The following is a 24,038-nucleotide window of genomic DNA, read 5'->3' as shown; positions in this document are numbered from 1 at the left end:
GGGGCCTCGACACGCCCGAACCGAGGCGACTGTGACGGTCCCTCCGAGTAGGTTGCTTCCCGAACGCCTACCGGAGGGACTCGTCGTGTCGTACCCCGAACAGGTGCCGGTCGGTCGGCCTGGCGCGGTCCGGCTCGCTGTGGCGGTGCTGGCGGTGATGGCGCTCGGTGCCCTCGGCTACGCGCTGGCGGGCCTGATCGCGTTCGGCGGCATCGGCGACCGGCTGCGTGCCGCGGCCGCCGGCAGTTCGCAGAGCGGCAGTGAGATCGACGCGATGGCCACCCTCCTGCGGACCTCGGTCCTGCTGTCGACGGTGGTGAGTGTGCTGGCCGGGTTCCTTCTCGCCGGTCTTGCGCTCGGTGTGGCGGCAGGCCGATCCGGTGCCCGGTTGGGCACCTGGGTGGTCGCCGGCTTCGGTGTGTCGTTCGGCTGCTGCGGCCTGCTGGTTCAGCTCATCCAGTACGTCACACCCTTGAATCTCCGCAACGACCCGTCCCTCACCGAACTGTTCGGTCTGGCCGCGGACGGCTACCCGTCCTGGTGGATTCCGCTCACCGTGACCCTTTCGGTCGCCCAGGTGCTCGGTTACCTTGTGGTAGCCGTACTGCTGGCCCTGCCGTCGGTCGGTCCCTGGTTCCGCCGCCGCTCGGCACCCGCGGCGACGCCGCCTCAGCCGGGCGGGGCACCGCCGTACCAGCCTTATCCGCCGCCCGGGGCAGCGCCGCCGCCCTCTTACCCGCCGAGGTGAGCAGTTCCGTGACGTTGCCGTCCGACCAGCCGACCGCCGGTCGCTGGGCGCTGATCACCGGAGCGACCGCAGGCATCGGAGCGGCCTTCGCCGGTCGACTGGCCGCCGACGGGTGGCACCTGGTGCTGGTGGCCCGGGACGGGACCCGGCTCGCTGCTCAGGCCGCCGAGCTGACCGGCCGGTACGGCGTGGAGACCGAGACGATTGCCGCCGATCTGTCCACTGACGACGGCTGTGCGCAGGTGGAGCAACGAGTCGCCGCGACCCCGCCCGTCGAGTTGCTGGTCAACAATGCGGGGATCAGTCTGAACACGCCGTTCCTGCGATCGTCGGTGGCGGACGAGATCCGGTTGCTCCGGCTCAACGTGCACGCCGTCATGCGGCTCACCCTTGCTGCGCTGGTCACGATGACCGAACGGCGGAACGGGGCAGTGATTAATGTCTCCTCCGTCGCCGGGTTCGGCGCGCTCATGCCCGGATCGACGTACTCGGCGAGCAAGGCGTGGGTCACCAACTTCAGTGAGTCGGTGGGCCAATCCGCGCGCCCGTTCGGCGTACGGGTGATGGCGCTCTGCCCCGGCTACACGCGTACCGAATTTCATCAGCGAGCCGGCATCGACATGTCGAAAACCCCGGAATGGATGTGGCTCAACGCCGCCGACGTGGTCGACGAAGCCTTACGTGACCTGGGAAAAGGCAAGTTCGTCAGCGTTCCGTCCTGGAAGTACAAGCTGGCCGTGGCGGGCCTGCGGCACGCGCCGCGTGGCCTGCTCGACCGGGTCGCCCGGGACACCCGTGGCCGCATCGGCCGGGACCGCGGCTGACTGACGCAGCTCGGTGGTCCGGAAACGACCGCCCCGAGGGTGGATCACTCGAATCACGGTGACGGCTAACCGAGTGTAATGGGCATCGTCATTCATCGGTCGCCCGGACGGGTAGCCGCAGGTAGCCCGCGCACGCGGCGCACAGGTGTGCGCAGTACCCTCTACCCCCATGGGGGACCACGACGACCTGCGTAAATTCATCTCTGACCTGGCTGTGGTCCACGGCCGGGTGGTGCTCTCCTCGGGGCGGGAGGCCGACTGGTATGTCGACCTCAGGCGCGTCACGCTCCATCACCGGGCGGCCCCGTTGGTCGGCCGGGTGATGCGGGACCTGACCGCCGACTGGTCGTACGACGCAGTGGGTGGCCTGACATTGGGAGCTGACCCGATCGCCCTGTCGATGCTGCACGCCACCGGGCGTCCGTTGGACGCTTTCGTGGTGCGCAAAACCGGCAAGGCGCACGGACTTCAGCGACGGATCGAAGGCCCTGATGTGGCCGGTCGTCGGGTGCTGGCGGTGGAGGACACCTCCACCACAGGTGGAAGTGTGTTGACCGCCGTCGAGGCTCTTCGCGAGGCCGGGGCCGATGTCGTGGGGGTGGCCGTTATCGTTGATCGTGGTGCCGGCGATGCGGTGCGAGCCGCCGGATTGCCCTATCGGGCGGCCTATACGTTGGCTGACCTCGGCCTTGTGGCGTAAAAGTTTGCCGATTCGGATCTGCTGATATGCAGGCGGATCGATGCTGCTGGTGGAAGGATGGAATACGTGGGAACTGCGTTGGCCGAAATGACTATGCCTCAGATCTCGCCGCTTGCCGGTGAGCCGATCGAACGCGCCGACGCCGAGCGGCTGGCGGGGGTCCTCAAGGCCCTTGCCGACCCCGCTCGGCTGCGGCTGCTCAGCCTGATCCAGTCGGCGCCCGAGGGCGAGGCGTGCGTGTGCGATCTGACCGCACCGCTCGGCCTCTCCCAGCCGACGGTCAGTCACCACCTCCGTATCCTCACCGAGGCCGGCTTGCTGGAGCGGGAGAAGCGCGGTGTGTGGGCCTACTACCGACTGGTCCCGAGCGCGATCGCCACGATCGCCGACCTGCTGACCCCGCCGCGTAAGCGGGCCACCAAGAAGGCTCGCTGACTCGCAGCCGTCTGGTGGCTGCCCACGGGTAGCCACCAGACGGCGGGTGTCAGTGCCGTTGAGGTGTCTCGTACGCCTCCTCGGTGAGATCCTGGGCGGCGCGACGCAACCGTCGACGTTCGGCGACGACCATCGCCGTGACCACGGCGATGCCGACCAGGAACAGCGCGGTGATGGGCAGGATATTGTCGCCCGGCGCGTGGAGGGTCCGCTCGTCGGACTGCCACGGCCATAGTGCCCGAAGGCTGCCCAGCAGGGCACCGGACATGACCGCGAGAGTCATCCGGCGGTGCTCCTCCAGCAGCCACTGAAGCAGCTTGACGAAGAGCGACAGGCCGATCACCATGCCGGTCGCGAAGATCGCCAGGTAGCCGAAGTCGCGGTCGTTCAACGCGGTGATCGTCGGCTCGTACAGGCCGACGGTCAGCAGCAGGAACGACCCGGACACCCCGGGCATCACCAGGGCACAGACCGCGATGGCCGCTGCCATCAGCACGATCAGCGGATGCGGGTCGAGAGTGGCCTGCGGCAGGCCGGTCAGCGCGAACGCGCCCACCGCGGCGAGGACGAGGGCCGCGATCTCCTTGCGCCGCCACGGTGCGCCCACCATCGACACCGGTACCAGCACCGAGGCGAGCACCAGCCCGAGGAAGAGCCCTCGGGTCTGCTCCGGATAGTCGGTGAGCAACGGTTCGAGGGTCTTCGCGGCGATCAGCAGGCCCGGCAGCATGCCGATCAGCAGCGGGATGACCACCTCCCAGTGCACCTGGCGAAGCTGCTGCCTGGCGCGGATTCCGCCGCGCCCACGCGGCAGGTCCGACGCGGCGTACCGGATCGCGCTCACCACGTGGCCGGCGGAGGCGATGACCCGTTCGTACACGCCGGTGACCAGTGCGATCGTTCCGCCACTGATCCCTGGTACCGCCTCGGCCACACCGATGGCAGCGCCACGTACCCCGTGCCCCAACCGTTCGCCAAATGCCACGAAGAATCCGTCCTGTCGGTCGCCCGGCCTGACCGAATGGCCTCCGGCGCGGCCACCCAGGCTACCGGTACGTGATCCGACGGCCTGGGCCGGTCACCGTCGAGGGTCGGCCGACCGGGTCACAGTCGAGGGTCGACCGGCTCGGACTCGCAGGCCAGAATCGCGAAGACCAGCTCGTGTCGGCGCCACAGCGGTGCACCATCGGCCAGGGCGTCCAGCGCCGCCAGGCCGAGCCCGTGCTCGCGCAGGGCCAGCCCCCGCTTGCGACCCAGCGACCGGCTCCGCAGCGCGGCCAGTCGGGCCGGCTCGGTGTAGCTCGGGCCGTAGATGATCCGCAGATACTCCCGCCCCCGGCACTTGATGCCCGGCTGGAGCAGGGAACCCCGCTCGCTGCGGGCCGCCGGACCGGCGTACGGCTTGACGACCATGCCTTCACCGCCGTCCGCGGTCAACGCCAGCCACCAGTCGGTGGCTTCGCGTACCGCATCGGCGTCGGACAGGTCGACCACCTGACGACGGGTGGTGGTGAAGAACTCCGGATCCGCCGCGCAGAGCCGGTCGGCCAGGGCGAGGTGCCAGCCGTGATCCCGGTCGGCATAGCTCGCCTTCCGCCCCGCCAGCACCGCGAACGGTGCCAGGGTCACGCCACGCAGACCGTCCGTCGGGCGTACGTACGCGCGATAGGCCGCCGTGTAGGCGAGCAGGTCGGCACGCTGACCGGCCACCCGATCGCGCAGAACACCGACGTCCAGCCCACGGGCGGCCGCCACGTCCAACACCGCCAACGCTGCCGGCAGGGCCGTGCGGCCGGCCGCGCCGACGCTCGCGTACTGCTCGCGGATCAGGCCACCGGCCTTGGCCGACCAGGGCAGCAGCTCGCAGTCGAGCAGCAACCAGTCGGTGTCCAACTCCTCCCAGAGCCCGGCGGCGGAGACCGCCGTGCGGACCCGGGCGAGCAGTTCGGTGTCCAGCGGGTCACCGAAGAAGGGCCGACCGGTGCGGGTGTGCACCACCCCGCCACCGGGACCGAACGGGCCGCCGTCGGCCTCCCGGCAGACCAGCACGACCGCGCGGGAGCCCATGTGCTTCTCCTCGCAGACCACCCGGTCCACCCCGGCCGCCCGGTAGTCGGCGAAAGCTTCCGCCGGGTGCTCCAGGTAACCGTCCAACTTCGAGGTCGAGCACGGTGCCATGGTGGGCGGCAGCCAGGCCAGCCAGCGCGGGTCGACCGCGAAGCGGCTCATCACCTCCAACGCGGCGGCGGCGTTCTCCGCCGGCACGGTGAGCGAGCCGTACGGGTGCTCCACGTGCCGCCGGCCGACCACGTCGGTCAACTCCAGCACCTCGTCCGGCCGGGCCGGTACGGCGGTCAGCGGGCGGACCGGGGCGTACCACTCACGCTCCGCCGGCACCGCCACCAGCTCCCGTTCCGGGTAGCGCAGCGCGGTCAGCCGCCCGCCGAACACGCAGCCGGTGTCGATGCAGATGGTGTTGTTGACCCACTCCGGCTCCGGGGTGGGGGTGTGACCGTAGACCACCGTCGCTGCGCCCCGGTACTCCCGCGCCCACGGGTAGCGCACCGGCAGGCCGTACTCGTCGGTCTCGCCGGTGGTCTCGCCGTACAGCGCGAACGCGCGTACCCGGCCGGACGCCCGCCCCTGGTACTCCTCCTTCAGCCCGGCGTGCGCCACCACCAACCGGCCGCCGTCGAGCACGTAGTGGCTGACCAGGCCGTCGACGAAGGTCGTCACCTCGGCGCTGAATTCGTCCGGCTCGGCGGCCAACTGCTCAAGCGTCTCCGCCAGACCGTGGGCCACCTTCACGTTGCGCCCGCGCAGCTTGCGCAGCAGCTTCTGCTCGTGGTTGCCCGGCACGCAGAGCGCGTGCCCGGCCGCGACCATGCCCATCACCAGGCGGAGCACGCCCGGTGAGTCCGGGCCGCGGTCCACCAGGTCACCGACGAACACGGCGGTACGCCCCGCCGGGTGCGTGGCGTCCACCGCCCGGCCCGCCTCGTCGCGGTGCAGCTGCCAGCCCAGCCGACCGAGCAGCGACTCCAGTTCGGCGCGGCAGCCGTGCACGTCACCGACGATGTCGAACGGCCCGGTCAGCTCCCGCCGGTCGTTGAACAGCCGCTCGAAGCGGATCTGCGCGGCGTCGATCTCGTCGACGCCCCGCAGCACGTGCACCTTGCGGAAGCCCTCCCGGGCCAGCTGCGCGTACGTCCGGCGCAGGTCGCGGGACATCCGGGCGAGCACCTGCTTGCCGAAGGTGCGGTCGGCCCGGGCCTCGGTACGCGCCCAGGCCAGCGCCTCCGGCACGTCCAGCACGATGGCCACCGGCAGGACGTCGTGTTCGCGGGCCACCCGGACCAGGGCGGCCCGGGCGTGCGGCTGGAGGTTTGTCGCGTCGACCACGGTCAGCCGACCGGCCCGCAGCCGCTTGCCCGCCACGTAGTGCAACGCGTCGAAGGCGTCTGCGGAGGCGGACTGGTCGTTCTCGTCGTCGGCGACCATCGCCCGGAAGGCGTCGGACGAGAGCACCTGACTGGGCGCGAAGTGCCGGCGGGCGAACGTGGACTTGCCGGACCCGGAGACGCCGACCAGCGCCACCAGCGCCAGCTCCGGAACACCCAGTACAGCCACCACGCCTCCTTGAAAGGAAGGGCCCCTTATTAACGCCTCCGGTAGAGCAGGGGCCCCTTGTTAACACTCAGGTTCGGGTGAACACGGCCAACTGCGTCGGCGCGCCGACCTGCGGGTCGTCGTCGCCGACGCCGCGTACGACGGCGGAGTAGCCGTACGTCGCACTGACCCGGTCGACCCACTCGGCGAACTCGGCACGGGTCCACTCGAAGCGGTGGTCGGAGTGCCGGAACGCGCCCGCCGCGAGACCCTCGTACCGGACGTTGTGCTCGACGTTGGGCGTGGTCAGCACGACCGTGGTCGGTCGGGCGTAACCGAAGACCGCGTCCTCCAGCGCCGGCAGGCGCGGCGGATCGAGATGCTCGATGACCTCCATCAGCACGGCGGCGTCGTACCCGCGCAGCCGCTCGTCCCGGTAGGTCAGCGCGGACTGGTGCAGGGTGACCCGGTTGCGCTGCCGCTCGGGCAGCCGGTCGAGTCGGATCCGGCGAGCGGCCAGGCTGAGTGCCTGGGTGGAGACGTCGGTGCCGACGATCTCGGTGAACCGGCGGTCCCCGATCAACGTGGCCAGCAGCGCACCGCCGCCGCAGCCCAGGTCAAGTACGCGCTGGGCACCGGCCTCGACCAGCGCGGTGTGCACCGCCTCCCGGCGTCGGGCGGCCAGTGACGCCCGAGGTGCCTGGGCCGGCCGGTCCGCCACGCCGTCGTCGACACCCGGCTCGTCGGTGGGGCACTGTGCGGCCAGCCGCTCCAACGCCTGACCGGCAAGTGCCCGCCGGTGGGCCAGGTAGCGACGCACGATCAGCCCCCGCTCCGGGTGGCCGGCGAGCCAACCGGCACCGACCCGTAGCAGCTTGTCCACCTCGTCCGGGGCCACCCAGTAGTGCTTGGCGTCGTCCAGCACGGGCAGCATGACGTACAGGTGGTTGAGGGCGTCGGCGACCCGGAGGGTGCCGGTGAGAGTGAGGTCGATGTAGCGGCTCTCGCCCCACTGCGGGTGCTGCTCGTCGAGCGTGATGGCGGTGGCGGTCACCGTCCAGCCGAGCGGGCCGAACAGCCGGGTGGCCACCTCGGCACCGCCCCGGCAGCGCAGCACGGGCACCCGGATCTCCAGCGGGATGCTGGTGGCGGCCAACTCCGGCCGGTCCCGGGACTCGCCGCGCAGCGCCGACCGGTACACCCGGGACAGCGCCGAGGCGAGCAGGCTGGACGCGGCGTACGGCCGGTCGTTGACGTACCGCCCGAGGGTGAAGCTCTCCGGGGTCGCGGTCGGCTGCCGCCCACGGCCCCGGCCCCGCGCGGTGGCCAGCTTTGTCGGGTCGACGTCAAGCAGGAGAGCGGCGGTGCACCGCGCTTCGTCGGCCTGCGGATAGAACACGTGCGCCGTACCGACCGGCACGTCGAAGGCGTGCGTCCGGTCGGGATGCTTGACCAGCAGGTGACCGAGATCGGTCGCCGGTCGGTGCGTCGTGGTCAGGGTCAGCAGCACGGGCCAATGGTGTCAGCTCCGTCGATCTTGCGTCGTCCTGTTTTCGGCCAGCCCTGCAACGCTGCGGCCCCAGCACAGGTCAGCGGTAGTCGTCCTCGTCGGCGGCGACCACCCGGGCCTGCTCCATCGCGTCCCAGTCGTCGACCTCGAAGCCGCGGTGCGGCTCGTCGTCGGCCCGGGTCGGATCGACCACGGCGGCCTGCTCGATCGCGTCGGCCGGCTCAGCCTCCAGATCGCGCTCCTCCGGGCTGAGGTGGTCGCCGGGAGCGAAGTCCTCGTCAGGCTGACCCATTCGATGCCTCCGGGTAGTCGGTGGACGGTACCCACCCACGGTACGGGCTGCGCACGCACCTCGCTGGCAACCGACCTGCCGGGCGCGTGAGGGTACGCCGTGACCGCAGGTCAGTCGGCCGAACCGACCCGCCGGTGGCCGCCCCGATGCCAGGATGTGGTCGTGGGCTTCCTCATCCGACTGGCGACCACCGCCGTGGCACTGTGGGTCACCACGCTTATCGTGCCCGGAGTCGAGGTGACCGGACGCAGCGGCTACGACACCGCCTTCACCCTGCTCATCGTGGCGTTGATCTTCGGGGTGATCAATGCGGTGCTCAAGCCGCTGATCAAGGTGGTGGGCTGCGTCTTCTACCTGGTGACTCTCGGCCTGTTCGCGTTGGTGGTCAACGCGTTGTTGTTCCTGTTGACCGACTGGGTCGCCGGGGTGCTGAAACTGCCGTTCCATGTGAACGGTTTCTGGGCGGCCTTCTGGGGCGCCATCGTGATGGCAGTGGTCACCTGGCTGATCAGCGTCATCGTGCCCGACTCGACGGACCGGCGGTGAGCGCTCGGCGCGCTGGGCCGGTTGTGCCCGGCTGCACGAGCTACGGGATACTGCCCGCGGAGGACAGCGCGGTCCGGCGTGCCCAGTGGTATCAGGCGCCGTAAACCGGCACGCAAGGAGAACAGCGGCCGCACGGCCGACAGCGGCAAGTAAGGAGCGTTCGACATGCCCATCGCTTCCCCCGAGGCTTACGCCGAGATGCTGGACCGCGCCAAGGCGGGCCGGTACGCGTACCCGGCGATCAACGTGACGTCGTCGCAGACGCTCAACGCGGCGCTCAAGGGCTTCGCCGACGCGGAGAGCGACGGCATCATCCAGGTCTCCACCGGCGGCGCCGAGTACCTCTCCGGCCCTTCGATCAAGGACATGGTCACCGGCGCGGTGGCGTTCGCCGCGTACGCGCACGAGGTGGCCAAGAAGTACCCGGTCAACATCGCGCTGCACACCGACCACTGCCCGAAGGACAAGCTGGACAAGTTCGTCCGGCCGCTGATGGCCATCTCGCAGGAGCGGGTGAAGGCCGGCCAGGAGCCGCTGTTCCAGTCGCACATGTGGGACGGCTCGGCCGTGCCGGTCGCGGAGAACCTGGAGATCGCCGAGCAGCTGCTCGCCGAGGCCGCCAAGGGCAAGATCGTCCTGGAGATCGAGGTCGGCGTCGTCGGTGGTGAAGAGGACGGCGTCGAGAACGCCATCAACGACAAGCTCTACACCACCGTCGAGGATGGCCTGGCCATGGTCGAGGCGCTCGGCCTGGGCGAGAAGGGCCGCTACATGGCGGCGCTGACCTTCGGCAACGTGCACGGCGTCTACAAGCCGGGCAACGTCAAGCTGCGCCCCGAGGTGCTCAAGCACATCCAGGAGGCGGTCGGCGCCAAGTACGGCAAGGAGAAGCCGCTCAGCCTGGTCTTCCACGGTGGCTCCGGCTCGCTGCTGTCCGAGATCCGCGAGGCGCTCGACTACGGCGTGGTGAAGATGAACATCGACACCGACACCCAGTACACCTTCTCGCGCCCGGTGGCGGACCACATGTTCCGCAACTACGACGGCGTACTCAAGGTCGACGGCGAGGTCGGCAACAAGAAGCTGTACGACCCGCGGGTGTGGGGCAAGGCCGCCGAGGCCGGCATGGCCGCCCGCGTGGCGGAGGCCTGCGAGCACCTGCGCTCCACCGGCACCACGATGACCAAGTGACGTACTAGACGTCCCGACGGCGGCGGTCAGGCTCCTTCCCGGAGCCTGACCGCCGTCGCTCTGTTAACAAGGTGCCCTTCCTTACCGCAGCAGCAGGCGGACGGCCTCGTGGGCGTCGTCGGTGAGGTGCACGGTGTCGGAGAGGTCACCGAAGGGCGAGGTCGCCAGCAGCGGACGCAGCAGCGACTCCACCGGCAGTTCCTCGGTCCAGTAGGCACGGTCCAGGAACACGTAGGCGCCGCTGGCCCCGTCGGTGCCGTAGTAGGTCTTGGTGGCCGCCTGGAACACCTCCTGCACGGTGCCGGCCCGGCCGGGAGCGAAGACGATTCCGCCCCGGGCCAGCCGCAGGATGGTGTCCTCCCGGATGGCGTTCGAGAAGTACTTTGCGATCCGGCCGGCGAACAGGTTCGCCGGTTCGTGGCCGTAGAGCCAGGTCGGCACCGCCAGCCCGCCGCAGTGGGCCCAGTCCAGGTCACCGGTGGCCAGTTCGGTCGAGTCGGCCTGGTACGCCGTCGCCGGCTCGGTGCCGTCCGGCGGTGGGGTGACCGAACGGCCGAACAACTCCCGGACGCGAAGTGCCACCGCCGTGTAGCGGTCGTGGTCGCTGAAGTCGGGTGCGGTGGCGAGCAGGTCGATGGCGGCGGTCAGATCCTCGGCCGGGCGGGTCGACAGGTACGCGCCCAGGTTGGCGGCCTCCATCACGCCCGGCCCGCCGCCGGTGACCACCAGCCGGTTCGCCCGCGCCAGCTCTCGGCCGAGCACCGCGGCCATCCGGTACGACCGGCTGCCCCGGCGTACCGCGTGCCCGCCCATCACGCCGACCACCGACTGCGGCCCGTGCGCGGTCAGCCAGGCACGGGTGGCATCGGCGAGCGCGTTGTCCACGCCGTGGTCGTGCAGCCGCTGGCCGAGCGCCTCCCGGACGTCGGGCAGCGCCCCGCCGTGGGCCCGGAAGTGCGCGTACACCCGGGCGTCGTACATCGCCTCGAACCCGCCCTCGGCGAAGCCGGCGGCCAACTCCTCAGGGGTGTAGAGGTGCGGCGGCTGGGTCGGGTAGGGCAGCCCGGAGAACGGCGGCACCACGTTCGCGCCACGCCGGACCAGGTCGGCGCCGACCTGCCGGGAGGCGAAGCGGCAACCGACGAAGAGCGTCCCGGCCACCTCGACGGTGGTGAAGTCGGGGATCGGGTCGAGATCCAGCCGAAGTCCCTGGACGGTGAGACCGACCAGGCTTCCGCTGGCCAGCCGCCGGTCGAACTCGGCCCGGGTCTGAATCTCGTTTGTCCAGGTGTGCGGCTCGATGACGTCCGCGGGGGGTGGAGTCGGCACCTGATCATCCTGCCCCGCCGGCTCAACCCGCGCCGACCTGCCCCGGTCCGGCGTCGACCCGCACGCCGCTGGACGGGAGCGTCGGCGGTGTTGGGGCGAGGGCGTCGACGGCGGTGGGCGGGAGCGTCAGCAGCGGTGGAGGGGTGCCCGGCGGCGGTGGGCGGGAGCGTCAGCAGCGGTGGGCGGGAGCCCGGCGGCCTGGCCGGGCTCCCGCAATCCGGTTCCTGGGGAGGCTCCGGAGATTCAGTTGTAGTGGATTGTTCCAATTGGCGGCATGGGCCGCAGGCGTGACAGACCTCTCGGCCGTTCAGTCAGCCGGCTTGCCGGACCCGCTCGCGTACCGCCGGTCGATGCGGGTTGAATGGGGCGATGCAGAACCTCCTACCTGAGCCACCCGCCACGCTCCTGCCCGCCGACGAGGAGGCCGACGCCGCCCTGACCACGGCGGAGCAGGCCGGCAGCGACGAGGCGTACGCCGAGGCGGCGGCCCGGTTCCCGAGCCACAGCGCCGCCTGGGCCGTGCTGGCCACCCGGGCCTTCGCGCAGGATCAGGCCGTCGCGGCGTACGCGTACGCCCGCACCGGCTACCACCGTGGCCTGGACCAGCTGCGCCGCAACGGTTGGAAGGGGCACGGTCCGGTGCCCTGGTCGCACGAGCCGAACCGGGGCTTCCTGCGCTGCCTGTACGTGCTCTCCCGGGCCGCCGACGAGATCGGCGAGGCCGACGAGGCGGCCCGCTGCGCCCAGTTCCTCCGCGACTGCGACCCGGCCGCCGCCGACGCCCTCGCCAGCAACTGACCCTCAACCCCGGGTAGCCCCTCACCGCAGCGACCCGCCTGCCCCGAGGGCCGCAGTGACCTGCCGGCCCTGAGGGCCGCGGTGACGCCGCCCACCAGCATGATCGCGCTCGATCCCGGATCGAGTGGTCTCCCTCGCGTTGGAAGCCACTCGATCCCGGATCGAGCGCGCCGCGTCCCCGCCCACGCGGGTCCCCGCTCGCGCGGGTCCCCGCTCGCGCGGGTCCCCGCTCGCGCGGGTCCCCGCTCGGGCTACAGGCCCTCGGCCACGGCGGCGGCGATCTTGAGCCAGGCGTCGCGGGTGGCCGCTGACAGGCCGGCGTATCGGATGGGCTCGCCGGTGTCGATGAGCCGCTCGTACGGCGCCAGCAGCACCGCCCGGGTACGCGCGGCGAAGTGCTCCTGGATCGCCGGCAGGTCGATCTCCTTGCGCGACGGCGGCATCGAGACGACCGTGACCGCCTGCCGGACCAGCCGTTGCCGTCCGCTCTGCTCCAGGTGGTCGAGCATCCGGGCGGCGGTCTCGGCCGAGTCGTTACGGGCCGACATGGTGACCACCAGTTGGTCGGTGGCGTCCATCGCCGCCTGCCAGTTCTGTGCCCGGACGTTGTTGCCGGTGTCCACGAAGATCAACTTGTAGAACCGGCTGACCACCTCGCGGATCTCACCGAAGGCCGCCGCGGTGAGCATCTCGCCCCCGGTGGCCGACTCGTCCGAGGCGAGTACGTCGAACATCCCCTCGCCCTGCGAACGGACGTACTGCGACAGGTCGCCGACCCGGCCGTGCGCACCGTGGAACTGACCCAGATCGCGCAGCAGGTCCCGCACCGTACGGGAGTGGAAGTCCTGCTGGGCGCGCATGCCGAGGGTGCCCTGGGTCTCGTTGTTGTCCCAGGCCAGCACGTAACCGCCACGCTTCTGCCCGAAGGTCATGGCGAGCAGCAGGATGGCCACCGTCTTGCCGGCACCACCCTTCGGGTTGACCACGGTGACCTGACGCAGCCCGCCGAAGTTGCGGCGCACCATCTCGATGTCGCGCTTGAGTTCGAGTTCGTGCCGGCCCGGTGGCAGCTTCACCAGGCCCGTCTTGTTGACCACTGCGCGTACGCCCATCGTCGCGACCGGGTCGGTGGGGCGCACCTGCCGCCGTCGCGCGAAGTCCTCCGCGGTGGGTGCACCGCCGGTCTCCTGCGTCCAGCCCTGATCCGCGTACCCGGTCCGGGGCGCGGTCTCCGTCGGCTGGTACGGCACCGGCGGTGACACCGCCGGCGGGCCCTGCTGCTGCCAGGGGGCCGGTTGCCAGGCCGGCTGCGGCGGGAAGGGCCCGGGTGGTGTTGCGTACGGCGGCGTGACCTGGGGTGCGCCCGGCCCGGGGTGAGGCGCGGCAGGTGCCCTGACGTCGGCCGGCGGCGGCACCGCGGCCGTGAAGGGCCCCGGCTGGAGTACGGGCGTCTCGGGACCAGCCACGACACCCTGCTGAGGTGCGGGAGGGTGCGGTAGCGGCTCGCCGTGCGGTGCGGGAGGGTGCGGCACCGGATCGCCGTGCTGGGGTGTGGCCACACCGTGCTGTGGCACGGGGAAGCTGCCGCGCTGGGGCGGCGGAAAAGCCGCCTGATCCGGTCCAGGCTGCTGGGGTACCGCAGTGCCGGACAGCAGGGTGTCCGGCGGCGCGGACGGCACCGGCGGGAGTGGCTGAGCCGGCCCGGCCCAGGTGGGGCGAGGCACACCGACCGCGGCCTCGGCCCTGCCGCCGTTCTCCGACGGGGTGGCGACACCGGACCGCTGTGGCGGCTGCGCCCACGGTGACTCCATCGGCCGGGTCGTCGAGGTCGCGTCGCCGCTCTCCGCTGCCGCGGAGTCCGCCCCGGCGTCGGGCGCGTCACCCCGCTCCGCCGGCACGTTGTCGCTCACCGCGCGCGGCCCACTGTCCCGGCTCGGCGTGAGGGCGGTCGGTGGGTCGAGGGTGAACGGCAGGTCCAGGTTGACCTGACCGGACTCCGGCGGCGGCCCGACCGGGGTCGCTCGTCCGGATGCGGTCGGCGGCACCGAGAACGAGCCGCCGTTACCCGGCCCCCACGCGCTGGCGGCCGGACCCGGATCCGGATCAGCGGAAACGGGCGGTTGCGGCGGGGTGGGCGGCGCCGGTGCCCAGCCGGTGGCGGGCGGCCCACCGCCGGTCAACGACGGGTAGTCGGCGGGCGACGGCGGGACAGCCGGATATCCGCCCGGCGTCGCGGAGTGGGTGGCCGGCGGGTGGTCACCGGGTGACGTCGCCGGTCGACCGCCGGGCGGTGGGGCGACAGGCGGGGCGGGCGGTGGGGCGTCCCACCCCGACGTGCCGAAGCCGTCGATCTGGTCGGGTGGCCAGAGTGGTTCGATGTCCCGTTCCGGCACCCCATGCTGGCCGGGCACGTGCACCCGGTCGGCGTTCTCGTCCACCACGGTTCCTCCCCAGTCCTCCAGCCGAGGATAGGCCCACCGGACGATCTCGGCCGCCGGTGCGGGACGCGGTCAGGGCGTCCAGACCGCCCAGGCGCCCGGCTCGGTCCACCAGGACCGCTTACGGGTCAACTCGCCCTGCACACCGTCGTCCAGGTAGGGCAGCGCGGCCTCGTCGCGAGGCAGCACCGAGGCGGCTCGACCGCGGGCCCGGCGGACCTCCAGGCGTACCCGCCGACGGCCCAGCCGCGACCGGGTGACCACCGGTACGGCCACCGCCACCTCGACCAGCCCGTCGCTCGGGTCCGGGTCGGCGAGCAGGGTGACGTCGTCGAGCCGGGCGTAACCGCCCGCGTTGCCGATCACGCAGGCCAGCAGGGGATCGTCGCCGTCGGAGAGCACGGCGTCGTCCACCTCGACCCGGCCGCGCCAGTGCAGCGGTCGGCCGTCCTCGCTCGCGGCGCCGAGCAGGGCACCGTCCAGCGTGACCGAACCACCGTCGTTGCGCAGCAGGTCGAGCCGTCGGGGCGTGCCGTCGAGCACCGCGGCGGCCACCGCAGCCGGGTCACGCGGCAGGCCGAGCTGCGCGGCCAGGTCACGGTGCGTCGTGCTGCGGGCCGGGTCCAGCGGCAGTACGCCGATCGGCGGCAGGTCCGGCACGGTCCGGTTGCCGGCCAGGTCCGCCGGGCGGCGGCTGGGCGGTGGGGCGTACCGTCGGACCAGTCGGCGCAGCACGGCGCGCAACTGTGCGTCACCGGCGACGGCGACCACCAGGCGGATCTTGGAGTCGGGGTCCGGCCAGGTGAGGCCGTCGGGCCGGGCCGGACCGTCCAGCCGGGCCAGCACGTCGTCGATCTCCGCGTCCGAGCGGGCGGTCACCGCCTCCACCCGGGCGCCTCGGGCGGTCAACGCGTCCGCACAGGCCAACACGGGTACGCGGGGCGTCTCGCAGCGGTCGTCGCGGTCCTTCGTCGCTGCCACATCGCCGCCACAGCAGGCTTCGCCGCTGCCGCACCCGGCCCCGGAAGCGTCCCGCTCCGAGCCCAGAGTGAGCAGCACCACGTCGTACACGGGTAGCTCCTCCTGCTTTGTCTGCGCGACCCCTGCCGGTCGAGCCGTCACTACTTGTTAACCTGACACCCCGGGCTCGCTGACCGGTCGCCATCTGGCACCCGAGCCTTCTGGAGGCGAGAAGATGCCAGCGATCGTGCTCATCGGCGCTCAGTGGGGCGACGAGGGCAAGGGCAAGGTTACCGACCAGCTGGGTGAGCGGGTCGACTACGTCGTCCGCTACTCGGGCGGCAACAACGCCGGCCACACGGTGATCACGCCGGACGGCCAGAAGTACGCCCTGCACCTCATGCCCTCCGGGGCGCTGTCCCCGAACGCCGTGATCGTCATCGGCAACGGTGTGGTGGTCGACCCGAAGGTGCTGCTCAGCGAGATCGACGGCCTCGCCGAGCGGGGCGTCGACGTGTCCCGGCTGCGGATCTCCGGCGACGCGCACCTGATCATGCCGCACCACCGGGCGCTGGACCGGGTGGTGGAGCGCTACCTGGGCAGCTCCCGCATCGGCACCACCGGCCGGGGCATCGGCCCGGCGTACGGCGACAAGGTCGCCCGGATGGGCATCCGGGTGCAGGACCTGCTCGACCCGGGAATCCTGCGCAAGAAGCTGGAACTCGCGCTGCGCGAGAAGAACCAGGTGATGTTCAAGGTCTACAACCGCAAGGCCATCGACCTCGACGCCACCATCGAGGAGTACCTGGAGTACGCGGAGCGGCTGCGGCCGTACATCGCGGAGACCCGGGCGATGCTCTGGGACGCGCTGGACCGCGGCGACACCGTGCTGCTGGAGGGCGCCCAGGCCACCATGCTCGACATGGACCACGGCACCTACCCCTTCGTCACCTCGTCGAACCCGACGGCCGGCGGGGCGTGCGTGGGCGCGGGCATCCCGCCGACCGCGATCACGAAGGTGATCGCGGTGAGCAAGGCGTACACCACCCGGGTCGGCTCGGGCCCCTTCCCGACCGAGCTGTTCGACGACAACGGCGCCCACCTGCGCAAGGTCGGCCACGAGTACGGCACCACCACCGGCCGGGAGCGTCGCTGCGGCTGGTTCGACGCCGTGGTCGCCCGCTACGCCTGCCGCCTCAACGGCGTCACCGACCTGGTGATCACCAAGCTGGACGTGCTGACCGGTCTGGCCACGGTCCCCATCTGCGTCGGGTACGAGATCAACGGTAAGCGTGTCGACGACATGCCGATGACCCAGACCGACTTCCACCACGCCACCCCGATCTACGAAGAGCACGACGGCTGGTGGGAAGACATCACCAAGGCGCGGACCGAGGAAGACCTGCCCGACAACGCGAGGCGCTACATCGCCCGCATCGAGGAACTCTGCAACACCAAGGTCTCAGTGGTGGGCGTAGGCCCCGGCCGCGAAGAAAACGTGACCCGCCACCCCCTCCTCCCTTAGCCCCCTCCGCGCCCGCTGCCGCCGTACGCAGAGTTGATCAGGAGGTTCTGGTCGCGGACGGCCGGATCTGAGACGCAAACGTCTTGATCAACAGGGGTGGGGGTGGGGGTGGGTAGGATGCCGGGTCGTGCGGGTTTTGTTGTTGGGTGGCGGGGGGCGGGAGCATGCGCTCGCGCTGCGGCTTGCCGAGGATGCGTCCGTTTCCGAGTTGATCTGCGCGCCGGGTAACCCGGGGATCGCGGGGGTCGCCCAGCAGCGGTCGGTGGACATCGTCGATCCGGGTGCCGTCGCGGCGCTCGCCGTCGAGGTGGCGGCGGACCTGGTGGTGATCGGGCCGGAAGCGCCGCTGGTCGCCGGGGTCGCCGACGCGGTACGCGCCAAGGGCATCCCGGTCTTCGGACCGAGCGCCGAGGCGGCCCGGCTGGAAGGGTCGAAGACGTTCGCCAAGGACGTGATGACCGCCGCCGGTGTGCCCACCGCTCGGGCGTACACCTGCACCGAGGCCGAGGGCGTCGGTAAGGCGCTCGACGAGTTCGGCCCGCCGTACGTGGTGAAGAACGACGGGCTCGCGGCCGGCAAGGGCGTCGTCGTCACCGACGACCGGGCGGTGGCGCTGGAGCACGCACAGGAGTGCGGCCGGGTGGTGATCGAGGAGTACCTCGACGGCCCCGAGGTGTCACTGTTCGTGGTGACCGACGGCGAGGCGGCGGTGCCGCTGCTGCCGGCGCAGGACTTCAAGCGGGTCGGCGACGGCGACACCGGCCCGAACACCGGCGGCATGGGGGCGTACGCTCCGCTGCCCTGGGCCCCGGCCGGTCTGGTCGACGAGGTCATGCGCGACGTGGTGTACCCGACGCTTACCGAGATGCGTCGCCGGGGCACCCCGTTCTCCGGTCTGCTCTACGTCGGGTTGGCGATCACCGCCAAGGGTCCTCGGGTGATCGAGTTCAACGCCCGTTTCGGTGACCCGGAGACCCAGGTGGTGCTGGCTCTGCTGGAGACTCCGCTGGCCGGGCTGCTGCACGCCGCCGCCACCGGCACGCTGGCCGACCACCCGCCGCTGCGCTGGCGCGCCGGTGCCGCCGTGACCGTCGTGGTCGCGGCCGAGGGCTACCCGGCCACGCCGCGTACCGGTGACGTGATCACCGGGGCGGACCGTCCGGGGATCATCCACGCCGGCACCCGCCGGGCCGCCGACGGCGCGTTGCTCTCCGCCGGCGGCCGGGTCCTCTGCGGTACGGCCACCGGCGCGGACCTGGCCGCCGCACGCGATGCCGCCTACCAGTTGGTACGCGAGGTGACGCTGGAGGGCTCGCACCACCGCTCCGACATCGCCGCTGTCGCGATCGACGGGGGAGTCGTCGTCCCCCGCTGACCGCCGCTAACACCGGTTCGCCAGGTTGGTGCGGGCGGCAGCACGTCGCTGCACACCGCCGGTTCACTTCACGACCGTCGGTGGCGCCCCGACACCCTCCATGCCCACCTGGACCTGTGGATCTGGTGCCAGTCGGACCGAGGAGGCACGGTGAGTGGGTTCTCGACGCTGGTGACCGTGGTGGCTCTGGGTGGTGCGGTGCTGCTGTTCGTGGCCGGTGTCGGTCATGCCGCCCGCCCGCACCGGGTCCGGGCGCTGCTGGCCCGGCAGGCGCTGCTGCCGTCCGTCGTCCGGATCTGGACCGGTCGGCTGCTGGGTGCCACCGAGGTCGGTGTCGCCGTTGTGGTCCTTGGCGTCGTGCTGCTCGTACCGCACTTGTCGACGGTCGGATACGCCCTGCTCGCGGTCACCTACGCCGTCCTGGCGGGCTACGCCGAGGTGCTTCGACGGCGTCGCCCCGGTACACCCTGCGGCTGCCTGGCGGGTGGCCGATCCACCGGGCTCCCGGTGGTGATCCGCGCACTGATCTTCGCCGCAGCCGCCACCACAGCAGCCGCAACAGCCGCCGCCGTGGCCGGGTTGGTCGGCACGGCGGCAGAGGGTGGTGCGGTGATCCGACCGGGACTCGAACTGTGGTTGGCCGCCGCCGTGACGGCGGCAGCCGGGTGGTTGGTGCCGGAGTTGGTCAGCGGCGGAGCGGTCGCCGACAGCTCGGGAACGGGGACTTCGACCTCTGCGCGCTGAAGTTCGGCACTCCGCAGCGGCCATCCGTAGACCGTCGCCGCAGCGGCCACGGTCAGGGCGACGACCACCGCGAGCACGAGCGCGATCCGGGCGAGCGGGCGACGAGACCGTACGAAGCGCAATGCCTGACCTGGACGCAACGCTGGTGTCCCTTCGGTGGGAGTGCTCGTCGGCATCCGGCCGACGACCAGGCATGCCCCTGCAACGGTCGACGTCAGCGGGCGGGTGATCGTCCGAGCACCGCGCTGTGGTTTCGCTCTCACCCGCGAAAAACGGCGAAGCGCCAGGAACATTGAAAGATCAGGTCGAGTCGACCTCGTCGGCGGTTATCCACCGAATTTCAGCGGCTCGCATTGGCGATATGGATGCTCGGGGGCGGATAGCCCGAAGCGGTGCCCGAGTTCACGGCGCGTACGGGCAATGCCCATATGCCACACAGGACGCTGGTCGGCCGGCGCTGTTGCTACGGTCTGGCCACCAGGGAGGGAGATCAAGTGCCCGGTCAGAGTCTTGAGTTGGTAGCACCCAGTGCCGCGGTGGTGAATGTCGAGCTTGCCGAACTTCCTCGGGTCACCAGCGTCGCGGCCCACGTCCGTTTCGCCAGCGGTGCCTACGGGCGCGGATTCCAGATCGGGCCTCGCGGATATCACGAATTCGCCTGCACCTACATGGTTGCCGCGAATCCGGTCGACCGCCTCCTCGTTCACGGCCGCGAGGTCGTCGTGTCGGAGTCGCTCGACAAGCACACCTCGGTCGCCACGCTGATCGGTGACTACCACGAGCTGATGACGGTGTTCGGCGGGCCGGCGCCGCGCCGCGAGCGGCTTGTCGAACTCTTCGCCACGCTGGAGATCGCCGACCAGGTGCGTGGAATGGTGGTACGGCCCAGACGAGAGACGCTGCTGGGCACGATGAGCGAGCACATCGCGCTGTTCGCCGAAGGGCTCGGGTCGTTGTCGATCCCGGGGCCCGCCCACGCAGCCAGCCTTCAGCCGCGCCATCAGGGCGCCCGAACGATGTTCGGTGAGGTGTGGCGCTCGCCGCTGCCCGGCGTCACGTCGGCCGCCCAGCTGACCGACTACACGTACACCCTCGGTTTTCCGTCCGCGATGGCGGAGGTGGTCTTCGCCGACGCCGACGACGCGGTGACGGATGCCGACAAGCTCGCCTGGCTGGAGCAGATCAACATTTCCTGGACGGTCGGCTGATGTCGCCGTCGGTGGCGTTGACCATCCTGAACTGGATCGCCATCCTCATCCTGTTCCTGGCGGTCGGGGCGCTCCTACGGGAGGTCCGGATGCTCCGCGCGCTGGTGGTCCGCGAGGTCAGCTACTCGTCTGCCGGGCCCGACCTGGTGCTGGGGGCCACGGTGACGGACGGCGCGGATCGCGTCGTGCTCGCCTCGGACACCGGGTGCCCGTTGTGTGGTGCCGTGACGGCGCGACTGGCCGAACTGGCCGACGCGGCGGGAATCCGCCCGGTCCTGCTCACCTACGAGGACGTCGAGCAGTGGCCGGAGGCCGTCCGGCAGGAGTTCGACGTGGTGTCGGACCGGGACGAGTGGCAGAAGATCGCCCATCTGAGCCCGCCGGTGCTGATGGCCGTCCGGGCCGACGGCCGGGTTGTCGATCTCACGCTGCCGGTCGACGTCGGGTCGGCCGAGCGGCAGTTCGACCTGGTGCGGAAGAAGATCCTGCACCGCGAGGGGAGTGCGTCATGACATTGACGTTCGAGCAGATTCCCGACCTGTCCGTCGCCGCGCCCGACGCGCCGCGGAGCAGGGCGCTGACCAGACTGCGGGTGCAGCCGCAGCGCCGAACGGTCCTGCGCGGGATCGCGTTCAGCGCGCTCGCGGTGGGTGGTTTCGTGGCGTCCGCCACCTCTCGCTTCTCGTCACCGGCCCACGCCGAGACCGGACCCGGCGGCCTGACCGGCTGGGATCGCAACGACTGCAAGGACGCGTTCCCGAACGGCTACTCGCCACAGAAGGACAACGTGGGCTCGCACACCGCCAGGGCTGCTGCCTGCTTCGGCGGCGCGTACCGGGGCAGCACCTACTGCGCCTCGGGATGGCATCGCTCCGGCACGGTGCGGGACGAGCCGGTCACCTACACCTACAAGCCGGTCTCGAACTCCTGCGGCGCGACGACGAAGAAGAACGCGTGGCGGTGGACCACTCCCGACGGTGTCTGGTGGCGCTGCTCGGACGGCAACACCACGGTTTCGGCCGGCGGCACGACGAACACCTATTTCACCATCTGCCGGTACTGACCGTGCCCGGGTCCCGAAGTGCCGTGCTGCGGCGGCGGTTCTGGCATCCGTACACCGGCATGGGGTTGGTGGTCGGCCTGGGCGTGATCGTGGCGGCAGCCGGCCTTCGGTACGACGGATGGTGGCCCACGGCCTTGCTCGTGGCGGGCCTGGCGCTGACGGCCGGCTTCGCCACCAGCGGCTCCACTTGAAGCAGGAACTCAGCCGCCGTGCTGAGCTCGCCGGTCTGGCGAGGTCTCCCTGCTCTCTACTTCTGCCTCGGGCTCGTCGCCGGCGGCGTCGTCATCGCGGCGGCCCTGCTGCTTGTCGGCTCCCTGCTGCGAGCTCCGCTTCCGCCGCCGGTGCGGATCGGGATCGTGCTGGTCGCCGCCCTGGTGGTGACCCTGCGTGAACTCGGCGTGCTGCGCTTCCCGCTGCCGGAGAACAAGCGTCTGGTGCCGGAGAGCGTCTTCCGGCTGGGACGGTTCGCGGGGCCCTTCCAGTTCGGCCTGGAGATGGGCACCGGGGTGCGGACGTACCTGCCCAGCGGGCTGGCGTACCTGACCGCGGTGGTGCTGCTGCTCTTCGCCACGCCGCTGACGGCCGTCGCCGCCGGTGTCGGATTCGGTCTGGGCCGGTCGCTGATGACCACGTCGGCGCTGCACTTCGACGACTCCGGGGGCTGGAACCTGGAGTGGGGCCACCGGTCGACGGCTGTCACCAGGGTGCTCCTGGTCGGCTACCTGGCCGCGTTGGCGGTGCTGGTCTCGTCACTGCTGCCGGCGTGAGCATCTCCGGTCGGTCGACCGGATCGCCTGCAACAGATCGCCGTGCCCGCGGCGTACTAGTGGCGAGGGGAGGTGGGATGGAAGCCGACGAGTTCGAGATGTTCGTGCGCCAGTCCACACCGGCGTTGCGGCGGTACGCGCGTGCGGTCGCTGCTGATTTTGATCAGGCGGAGGATCTTCTCCAGGAGACCTACGTGCGGATGGCCGGTGCGTGGCACCGCCTGCTGACCGAGGGCAACCCGATCGGGTACGCGAAGACCGTGATGGTCCGACTGCACATCAGCTGGATGCGTACGCTCGTCCGCCGGGCCCGGATCGTCGCACCCGTACGCCCGTTGGTCGCCGACGGTGGGCTCGGCCGCGTCGACGACCACGACCAACTCCGCCGGATGCTTGCCGACCTCCCTCCCCTGCAGCGGGTGGTGCTCGTCCTGTCCTATCTGGACGACATGACCGACGAGGCGATCGCCGAAGCCATCGGACGGCGCCCGGCCACGGTCCGTTCGCTGCGTCATCGGGCCCTCGGTGCGATCCGCGCCGGGCTGCCCACCCACGCCGGTGCCGATCGGAAGGTAGCGGGATGAGCGACGTGCAGCAGGCCCTTCTTGAGGTCTGGAACTCCGACCCCGACCACTATCCGGCCGGCCCCGACCCGCTGCCGGGTGTGCGTGCCCGTCTGCGTCGGCGTCGCCGTGCGCAGACCGCCGGTGTCGGGCTGGCCCTGTCCGCCGTGGTCGGCATCGGGGCGGTCGGTGTCATGGTCGCCGAGCGCAGCGCGGTGCCGCCGACCGGCCCGACCTCCGCCAGCCCGGCCGATTCCGCCGGCCCGGTCGCCCCCGATCTGCGGGGACTGCCGCCCTACCTGGGGGCGGTCGATGCCACCGAGGCGGTGCTCAAGTCGCAACAACCGCAGCTGGTGCCGACCGGAACCCGGGCGGCGTACGAGGGCAGCGGCCCGGTGACCCGGGTCATCGCGGTGTTCGACTTCACCGCACCGACCGGCCTGCCCGGAACGCCCCGCGAGGTCACCGTGCCGAGCGGCGCCCAGGTGCTGACGACGGACGACCCGGTGACGTCGACGGCCTACCTGACGGCGTGGCGGACGGATGGCAGCTCCCTGTTCCTGGCCGTGACCGCTGCCGAAGCCGAGGTACGGTCCGCGACGATCGACGCACTGATCGAGGCCAACCTCGGCTGATCTGCCCGATCCGGCCGGTGGCAATGGGTCGATCGGCCGCAGTGAGCATTGACATACCGTGTCACGATCATCGTGGTCGGGCCCTCGCCGACCACGGGGAGGAGGACGCGGTGACCGGTTTTCTCGGCGCGGCACTCAGTTTTCCCACCGTGCTGTTCAGCTTCCTGCTGGTGGTGGTCGTCGGCTACTGGCTGCTGGTGTTGACCGGTGTGCTGGATCTGGGTGAGGACCTGGACGTCGACGGTGGGGCCGGTACGTTCCTCGCCGGCCTCGGCCTCGGCGGCGTGCCCAGCGCCATCATCTTCTCCCTGCTCGTCGCCGTCGCCTGGTTCGTCAGCCTGGCCGGCACCGCGCTGCTCGACGGTCTGGGCTTCGGTTCCGGCACCCGGGTGCTCGTCTCGATCGGCGTCCTGCTGGCTGCCGCGTTCTGCGCGTGGCTGGTGACCCGGTTGGTGGCCATACCGCTGGGGCGGCTCTTCCCGGCCGAGTCGGACGCCACGAGGCACGCCTTCGTCGGGCGCCTGTGTGTCGTGCGGACCGGCACGGTCACCGCCGACTTCGGTCAGGCCGAGGTGACCGCGCCCGACGGCTCGTCGGCGGTGGTGCAGGTCCGGCAGCCGGGCGAGGAGAAGATGCCCGCCGGCAGTTCCGCACTGATCTACGACTACGACACCGAAGGCGAGTTCTTCTGGGTGATGCCCGCCGGGCCCGCCTTCGATCCGCTGAGACATTCCGCCACGTAGCCCGCCCGGTGAAGCCGCGCCGCCCGCGGATCACC

25 protein-coding genes are annotated in these 24,038 nt (G+C 71.2%); 18 read left to right on the top strand and 7 right to left on the bottom strand.

Annotated features, from left to right (window positions below):
- Positions 1-85: 85 nt before the first annotated feature.
- The 4 genes from EG812_RS19260 (at position 86) to EG812_RS19245 (ending at position 2,707) form a co-directional block, all read left to right on the top strand.
- Positions 86-748, top strand: coding sequence for a hypothetical protein (locus EG812_RS19260; RefSeq protein ID WP_126712387.1), 663 nt, complete (start codon positions 86-88; stop codon positions 746-748).
- Between the two features lie 14 nt (positions 749-762).
- Positions 763-1,572, top strand: coding sequence for an SDR family NAD(P)-dependent oxidoreductase (locus EG812_RS19255; RefSeq protein ID WP_043722509.1), 810 nt, complete (start codon positions 763-765; stop codon positions 1,570-1,572).
- A 169-nt stretch (positions 1,573-1,741) separates the two neighbouring features.
- A complete protein-coding gene (locus tag EG812_RS19250) occupies positions 1,742-2,272 on the top strand; it encodes an orotate phosphoribosyltransferase (protein ID WP_013730827.1) in 531 nt (176 codons plus the stop codon).
- A 57-nt stretch (positions 2,273-2,329) separates the two neighbouring features.
- A complete protein-coding gene (locus EG812_RS19245) occupies positions 2,330-2,707 on the top strand; it encodes an ArsR/SmtB family transcription factor (protein ID WP_007454255.1) in 378 nt (125 codons plus the stop codon).
- A 49-nt stretch (positions 2,708-2,756) separates the two neighbouring features.
- Here the strand turns inward: EG812_RS19245 and EG812_RS19240 are convergent, their stop codons facing one another.
- The 4 genes from EG812_RS19240 to EG812_RS19225 all read right to left on the bottom strand — a co-directional run bounded on the left by EG812_RS19240 (position 2,757) and on the right by EG812_RS19225 (position 8,118).
- Complete coding sequence (locus EG812_RS19240) at positions 2,757-3,692, bottom strand: DUF368 domain-containing protein (protein ID WP_126712386.1); 936 nt, start codon at positions 3,690-3,692, stop codon at positions 2,757-2,759.
- A gap of 119 nt (positions 3,693-3,811) precedes the next feature.
- Positions 3,812-6,337, bottom strand: a complete 2,526-nt coding sequence (locus EG812_RS19235; protein ID WP_126712385.1) for a polynucleotide kinase-phosphatase — start codon at positions 6,335-6,337, stop codon at positions 3,812-3,814.
- Between the two features lie 67 nt (positions 6,338-6,404).
- On the bottom strand, positions 6,405-7,826 hold the full coding sequence (locus tag EG812_RS19230; RefSeq protein WP_126712384.1) for a 3' terminal RNA ribose 2'-O-methyltransferase Hen1: 1,422 nt from the start codon (positions 7,824-7,826) through the stop codon (positions 6,405-6,407).
- A 79-nt stretch (positions 7,827-7,905) separates the two neighbouring features.
- On the bottom strand, positions 7,906-8,118 hold the full coding sequence (locus EG812_RS19225; protein ID WP_013730832.1) for a hypothetical protein: 213 nt from the start codon (positions 8,116-8,118) through the stop codon (positions 7,906-7,908).
- Positions 8,119-8,280: 162 nt separating this feature from the next.
- On the opposite strand from EG812_RS19225, the gene EG812_RS19220 reads away from it, so the two are divergent.
- Entirely contained in the window at positions 8,281-8,664 is a 384-nt protein-coding gene (locus EG812_RS19220; RefSeq protein WP_043722518.1) for a phage holin family protein, read from the top strand.
- Positions 8,665-8,829: 165 nt separating this feature from the next.
- The gene (gene fbaA, locus EG812_RS19215; protein WP_013730834.1) at positions 8,830-9,855 is read left to right on the top strand and encodes a class II fructose-bisphosphate aldolase; all 1,026 of its coding nucleotides are present in this window, start codon (positions 8,830-8,832) and stop codon (positions 9,853-9,855) included.
- 81 nt (positions 9,856-9,936) lie between these two features.
- Here fbaA and EG812_RS19210 read toward each other — a convergent pair whose 3' ends face one another.
- Positions 9,937-11,184: an LOG family protein gene (locus EG812_RS19210; protein ID WP_013730835.1), complete on the bottom strand. Its 1,248-nt coding sequence runs from the start codon at positions 11,182-11,184 to the stop codon at positions 9,937-9,939.
- A 369-nt stretch (positions 11,185-11,553) separates the two neighbouring features.
- Here EG812_RS19210 and EG812_RS19205 point away from each other — a divergent pair, with 369 nt between their 5' ends.
- Positions 11,554-11,982 carry a DUF3151 domain-containing protein gene (locus EG812_RS19205; protein WP_013730836.1) on the top strand — a complete coding sequence of 143 codons (429 nt, stop codon included), beginning with the start codon at positions 11,554-11,556 and terminating at the stop codon, positions 11,980-11,982.
- Between the two features lie 251 nt (positions 11,983-12,233).
- Here EG812_RS19205 and EG812_RS19200 read toward each other — a convergent pair whose 3' ends face one another.
- Together EG812_RS19200 and EG812_RS19195 are read right to left on the bottom strand one after the other, a co-directional pair.
- Positions 12,234-14,423 carry a MinD/ParA family ATP-binding protein gene (locus EG812_RS19200; RefSeq protein WP_126712383.1) on the bottom strand — a complete coding sequence of 730 codons (2,190 nt, stop codon included), beginning with the start codon at positions 14,421-14,423 and terminating at the stop codon, positions 12,234-12,236.
- Between the two features lie 69 nt (positions 14,424-14,492).
- Entirely contained in the window at positions 14,493-15,491 is a 999-nt protein-coding gene (locus EG812_RS19195; protein ID WP_013730838.1) for a diacylglycerol kinase family protein, read from the bottom strand.
- 124 nt (positions 15,492-15,615) lie between these two features.
- Here EG812_RS19195 and EG812_RS19190 point away from each other — a divergent pair, with 124 nt between their 5' ends.
- The 11 genes from EG812_RS19190 (at position 15,616) to EG812_RS19140 (ending at position 24,003) form a co-directional block, all read left to right on the top strand.
- Positions 15,616-16,905 (top strand): adenylosuccinate synthase, encoded by a 1,290-nt coding sequence (locus EG812_RS19190; protein WP_126712382.1) that lies wholly within the window; start codon positions 15,616-15,618, stop codon positions 16,903-16,905.
- Between the two features lie 127 nt (positions 16,906-17,032).
- Positions 17,033-18,280 (top strand): phosphoribosylamine--glycine ligase, encoded by a 1,248-nt coding sequence (purD, locus tag EG812_RS19185; protein ID WP_126712381.1) that lies wholly within the window; start codon positions 17,033-17,035, stop codon positions 18,278-18,280.
- A gap of 150 nt (positions 18,281-18,430) precedes the next feature.
- Positions 18,431-19,024: a MauE/DoxX family redox-associated membrane protein gene (locus tag EG812_RS19180; protein WP_126712380.1), complete on the top strand. Its 594-nt coding sequence runs from the start codon at positions 18,431-18,433 to the stop codon at positions 19,022-19,024.
- Positions 19,025-19,416: 392 nt separating this feature from the next.
- Complete coding sequence (locus EG812_RS19175) at positions 19,417-20,232, top strand: hypothetical protein (protein WP_199743910.1); 816 nt, start codon at positions 19,417-19,419, stop codon at positions 20,230-20,232.
- Entirely contained in the window at positions 20,232-20,744 is a 513-nt protein-coding gene (locus EG812_RS19170) for a hypothetical protein (protein WP_013730843.1), read from the top strand. Before EG812_RS19175 ends, EG812_RS19170 begins: the two co-directional genes overlap by 1 nt.
- A complete protein-coding gene (locus tag EG812_RS19165; RefSeq protein ID WP_126712379.1) occupies positions 20,741-21,295 on the top strand; it encodes a hypothetical protein in 555 nt (184 codons plus the stop codon). Before EG812_RS19170 ends, EG812_RS19165 begins: the two co-directional genes overlap by 4 nt.
- Before the next feature lie 2 nt (positions 21,296-21,297).
- Positions 21,298-21,486, top strand: coding sequence for a hypothetical protein (locus EG812_RS19160; protein ID WP_043719224.1), 189 nt, complete (start codon positions 21,298-21,300; stop codon positions 21,484-21,486).
- An 18-nt stretch (positions 21,487-21,504) separates the two neighbouring features.
- A complete protein-coding gene (locus EG812_RS19155; RefSeq protein WP_126712378.1) occupies positions 21,505-22,062 on the top strand; it encodes a hypothetical protein in 558 nt (185 codons plus the stop codon).
- A gap of 77 nt (positions 22,063-22,139) precedes the next feature.
- On the top strand, positions 22,140-22,646 hold the full coding sequence (locus tag EG812_RS19150) for a SigE family RNA polymerase sigma factor (RefSeq protein ID WP_126712377.1): 507 nt from the start codon (positions 22,140-22,142) through the stop codon (positions 22,644-22,646).
- The gene (locus tag EG812_RS19145) at positions 22,643-23,260 is read left to right on the top strand and encodes a hypothetical protein (protein ID WP_126712376.1); all 618 of its coding nucleotides are present in this window, start codon (positions 22,643-22,645) and stop codon (positions 23,258-23,260) included. Before EG812_RS19150 ends, EG812_RS19145 begins: the two co-directional genes overlap by 4 nt.
- Positions 23,261-23,370: 110 nt before the next feature.
- Complete coding sequence (locus EG812_RS19140) at positions 23,371-24,003, top strand: OB-fold-containig protein (protein ID WP_126712375.1); 633 nt, start codon at positions 23,371-23,373, stop codon at positions 24,001-24,003.
- Positions 24,004-24,038: the final 35 nt, after the last annotated feature.

Source organism: Verrucosispora sp. FIM060022, assembly GCF_003977705.1.
In the GTDB taxonomy this organism is placed as follows: domain Bacteria; phylum Actinomycetota; class Actinomycetes; order Mycobacteriales; family Micromonosporaceae; genus Micromonospora; species Micromonospora gifhornensis.
The sequence above is the reverse complement of the archived record's forward strand: the minus strand, read 5'-3'. Positions and strand labels throughout refer to the sequence as shown.

Excerpts from the sequence above, each read along its gene's own strand:
- EG812_RS19170 (WP_013730843.1), top strand. The coding sequence starts at position 20,232 with ATGTCGCCGTCGGTGGCGTTGACCATCCTGAACTGGATCGCCATCCTC.
- EG812_RS19245 (WP_007454255.1), top strand. The coding sequence starts at position 2,330 with ATGGAATACGTGGGAACTGCGTTGGCCGAAATGACTATGCCTCAGATC.
- EG812_RS19145 (WP_126712376.1), top strand. The coding sequence starts at position 22,643 with ATGAGCGACGTGCAGCAGGCCCTTCTTGAGGTCTGGAACTCCGACCCC.
- EG812_RS19190 (WP_126712382.1), top strand. The coding sequence starts at position 15,616 with ATGCCAGCGATCGTGCTCATCGGCGCTCAGTGGGGCGACGAGGGCAAG.
- EG812_RS19205 (WP_013730836.1), top strand. The coding sequence starts at position 11,554 with ATGCAGAACCTCCTACCTGAGCCACCCGCCACGCTCCTGCCCGCCGAC.
- fbaA (WP_013730834.1), top strand. The coding sequence starts at position 8,830 with ATGCCCATCGCTTCCCCCGAGGCTTACGCCGAGATGCTGGACCGCGCC.
- EG812_RS19250 (WP_013730827.1), top strand. The coding sequence starts at position 1,742 with ATGGGGGACCACGACGACCTGCGTAAATTCATCTCTGACCTGGCTGTG.
- EG812_RS19165 (WP_126712379.1), top strand. The coding sequence starts at position 20,741 with ATGACATTGACGTTCGAGCAGATTCCCGACCTGTCCGTCGCCGCGCCC.
- EG812_RS19150 (WP_126712377.1), top strand. The coding sequence starts at position 22,140 with ATGGAAGCCGACGAGTTCGAGATGTTCGTGCGCCAGTCCACACCGGCG.
- EG812_RS19225 (WP_013730832.1), bottom strand. The coding sequence starts at position 8,118 with ATGGGTCAGCCTGACGAGGACTTCGCTCCCGGCGACCACCTCAGCCCG.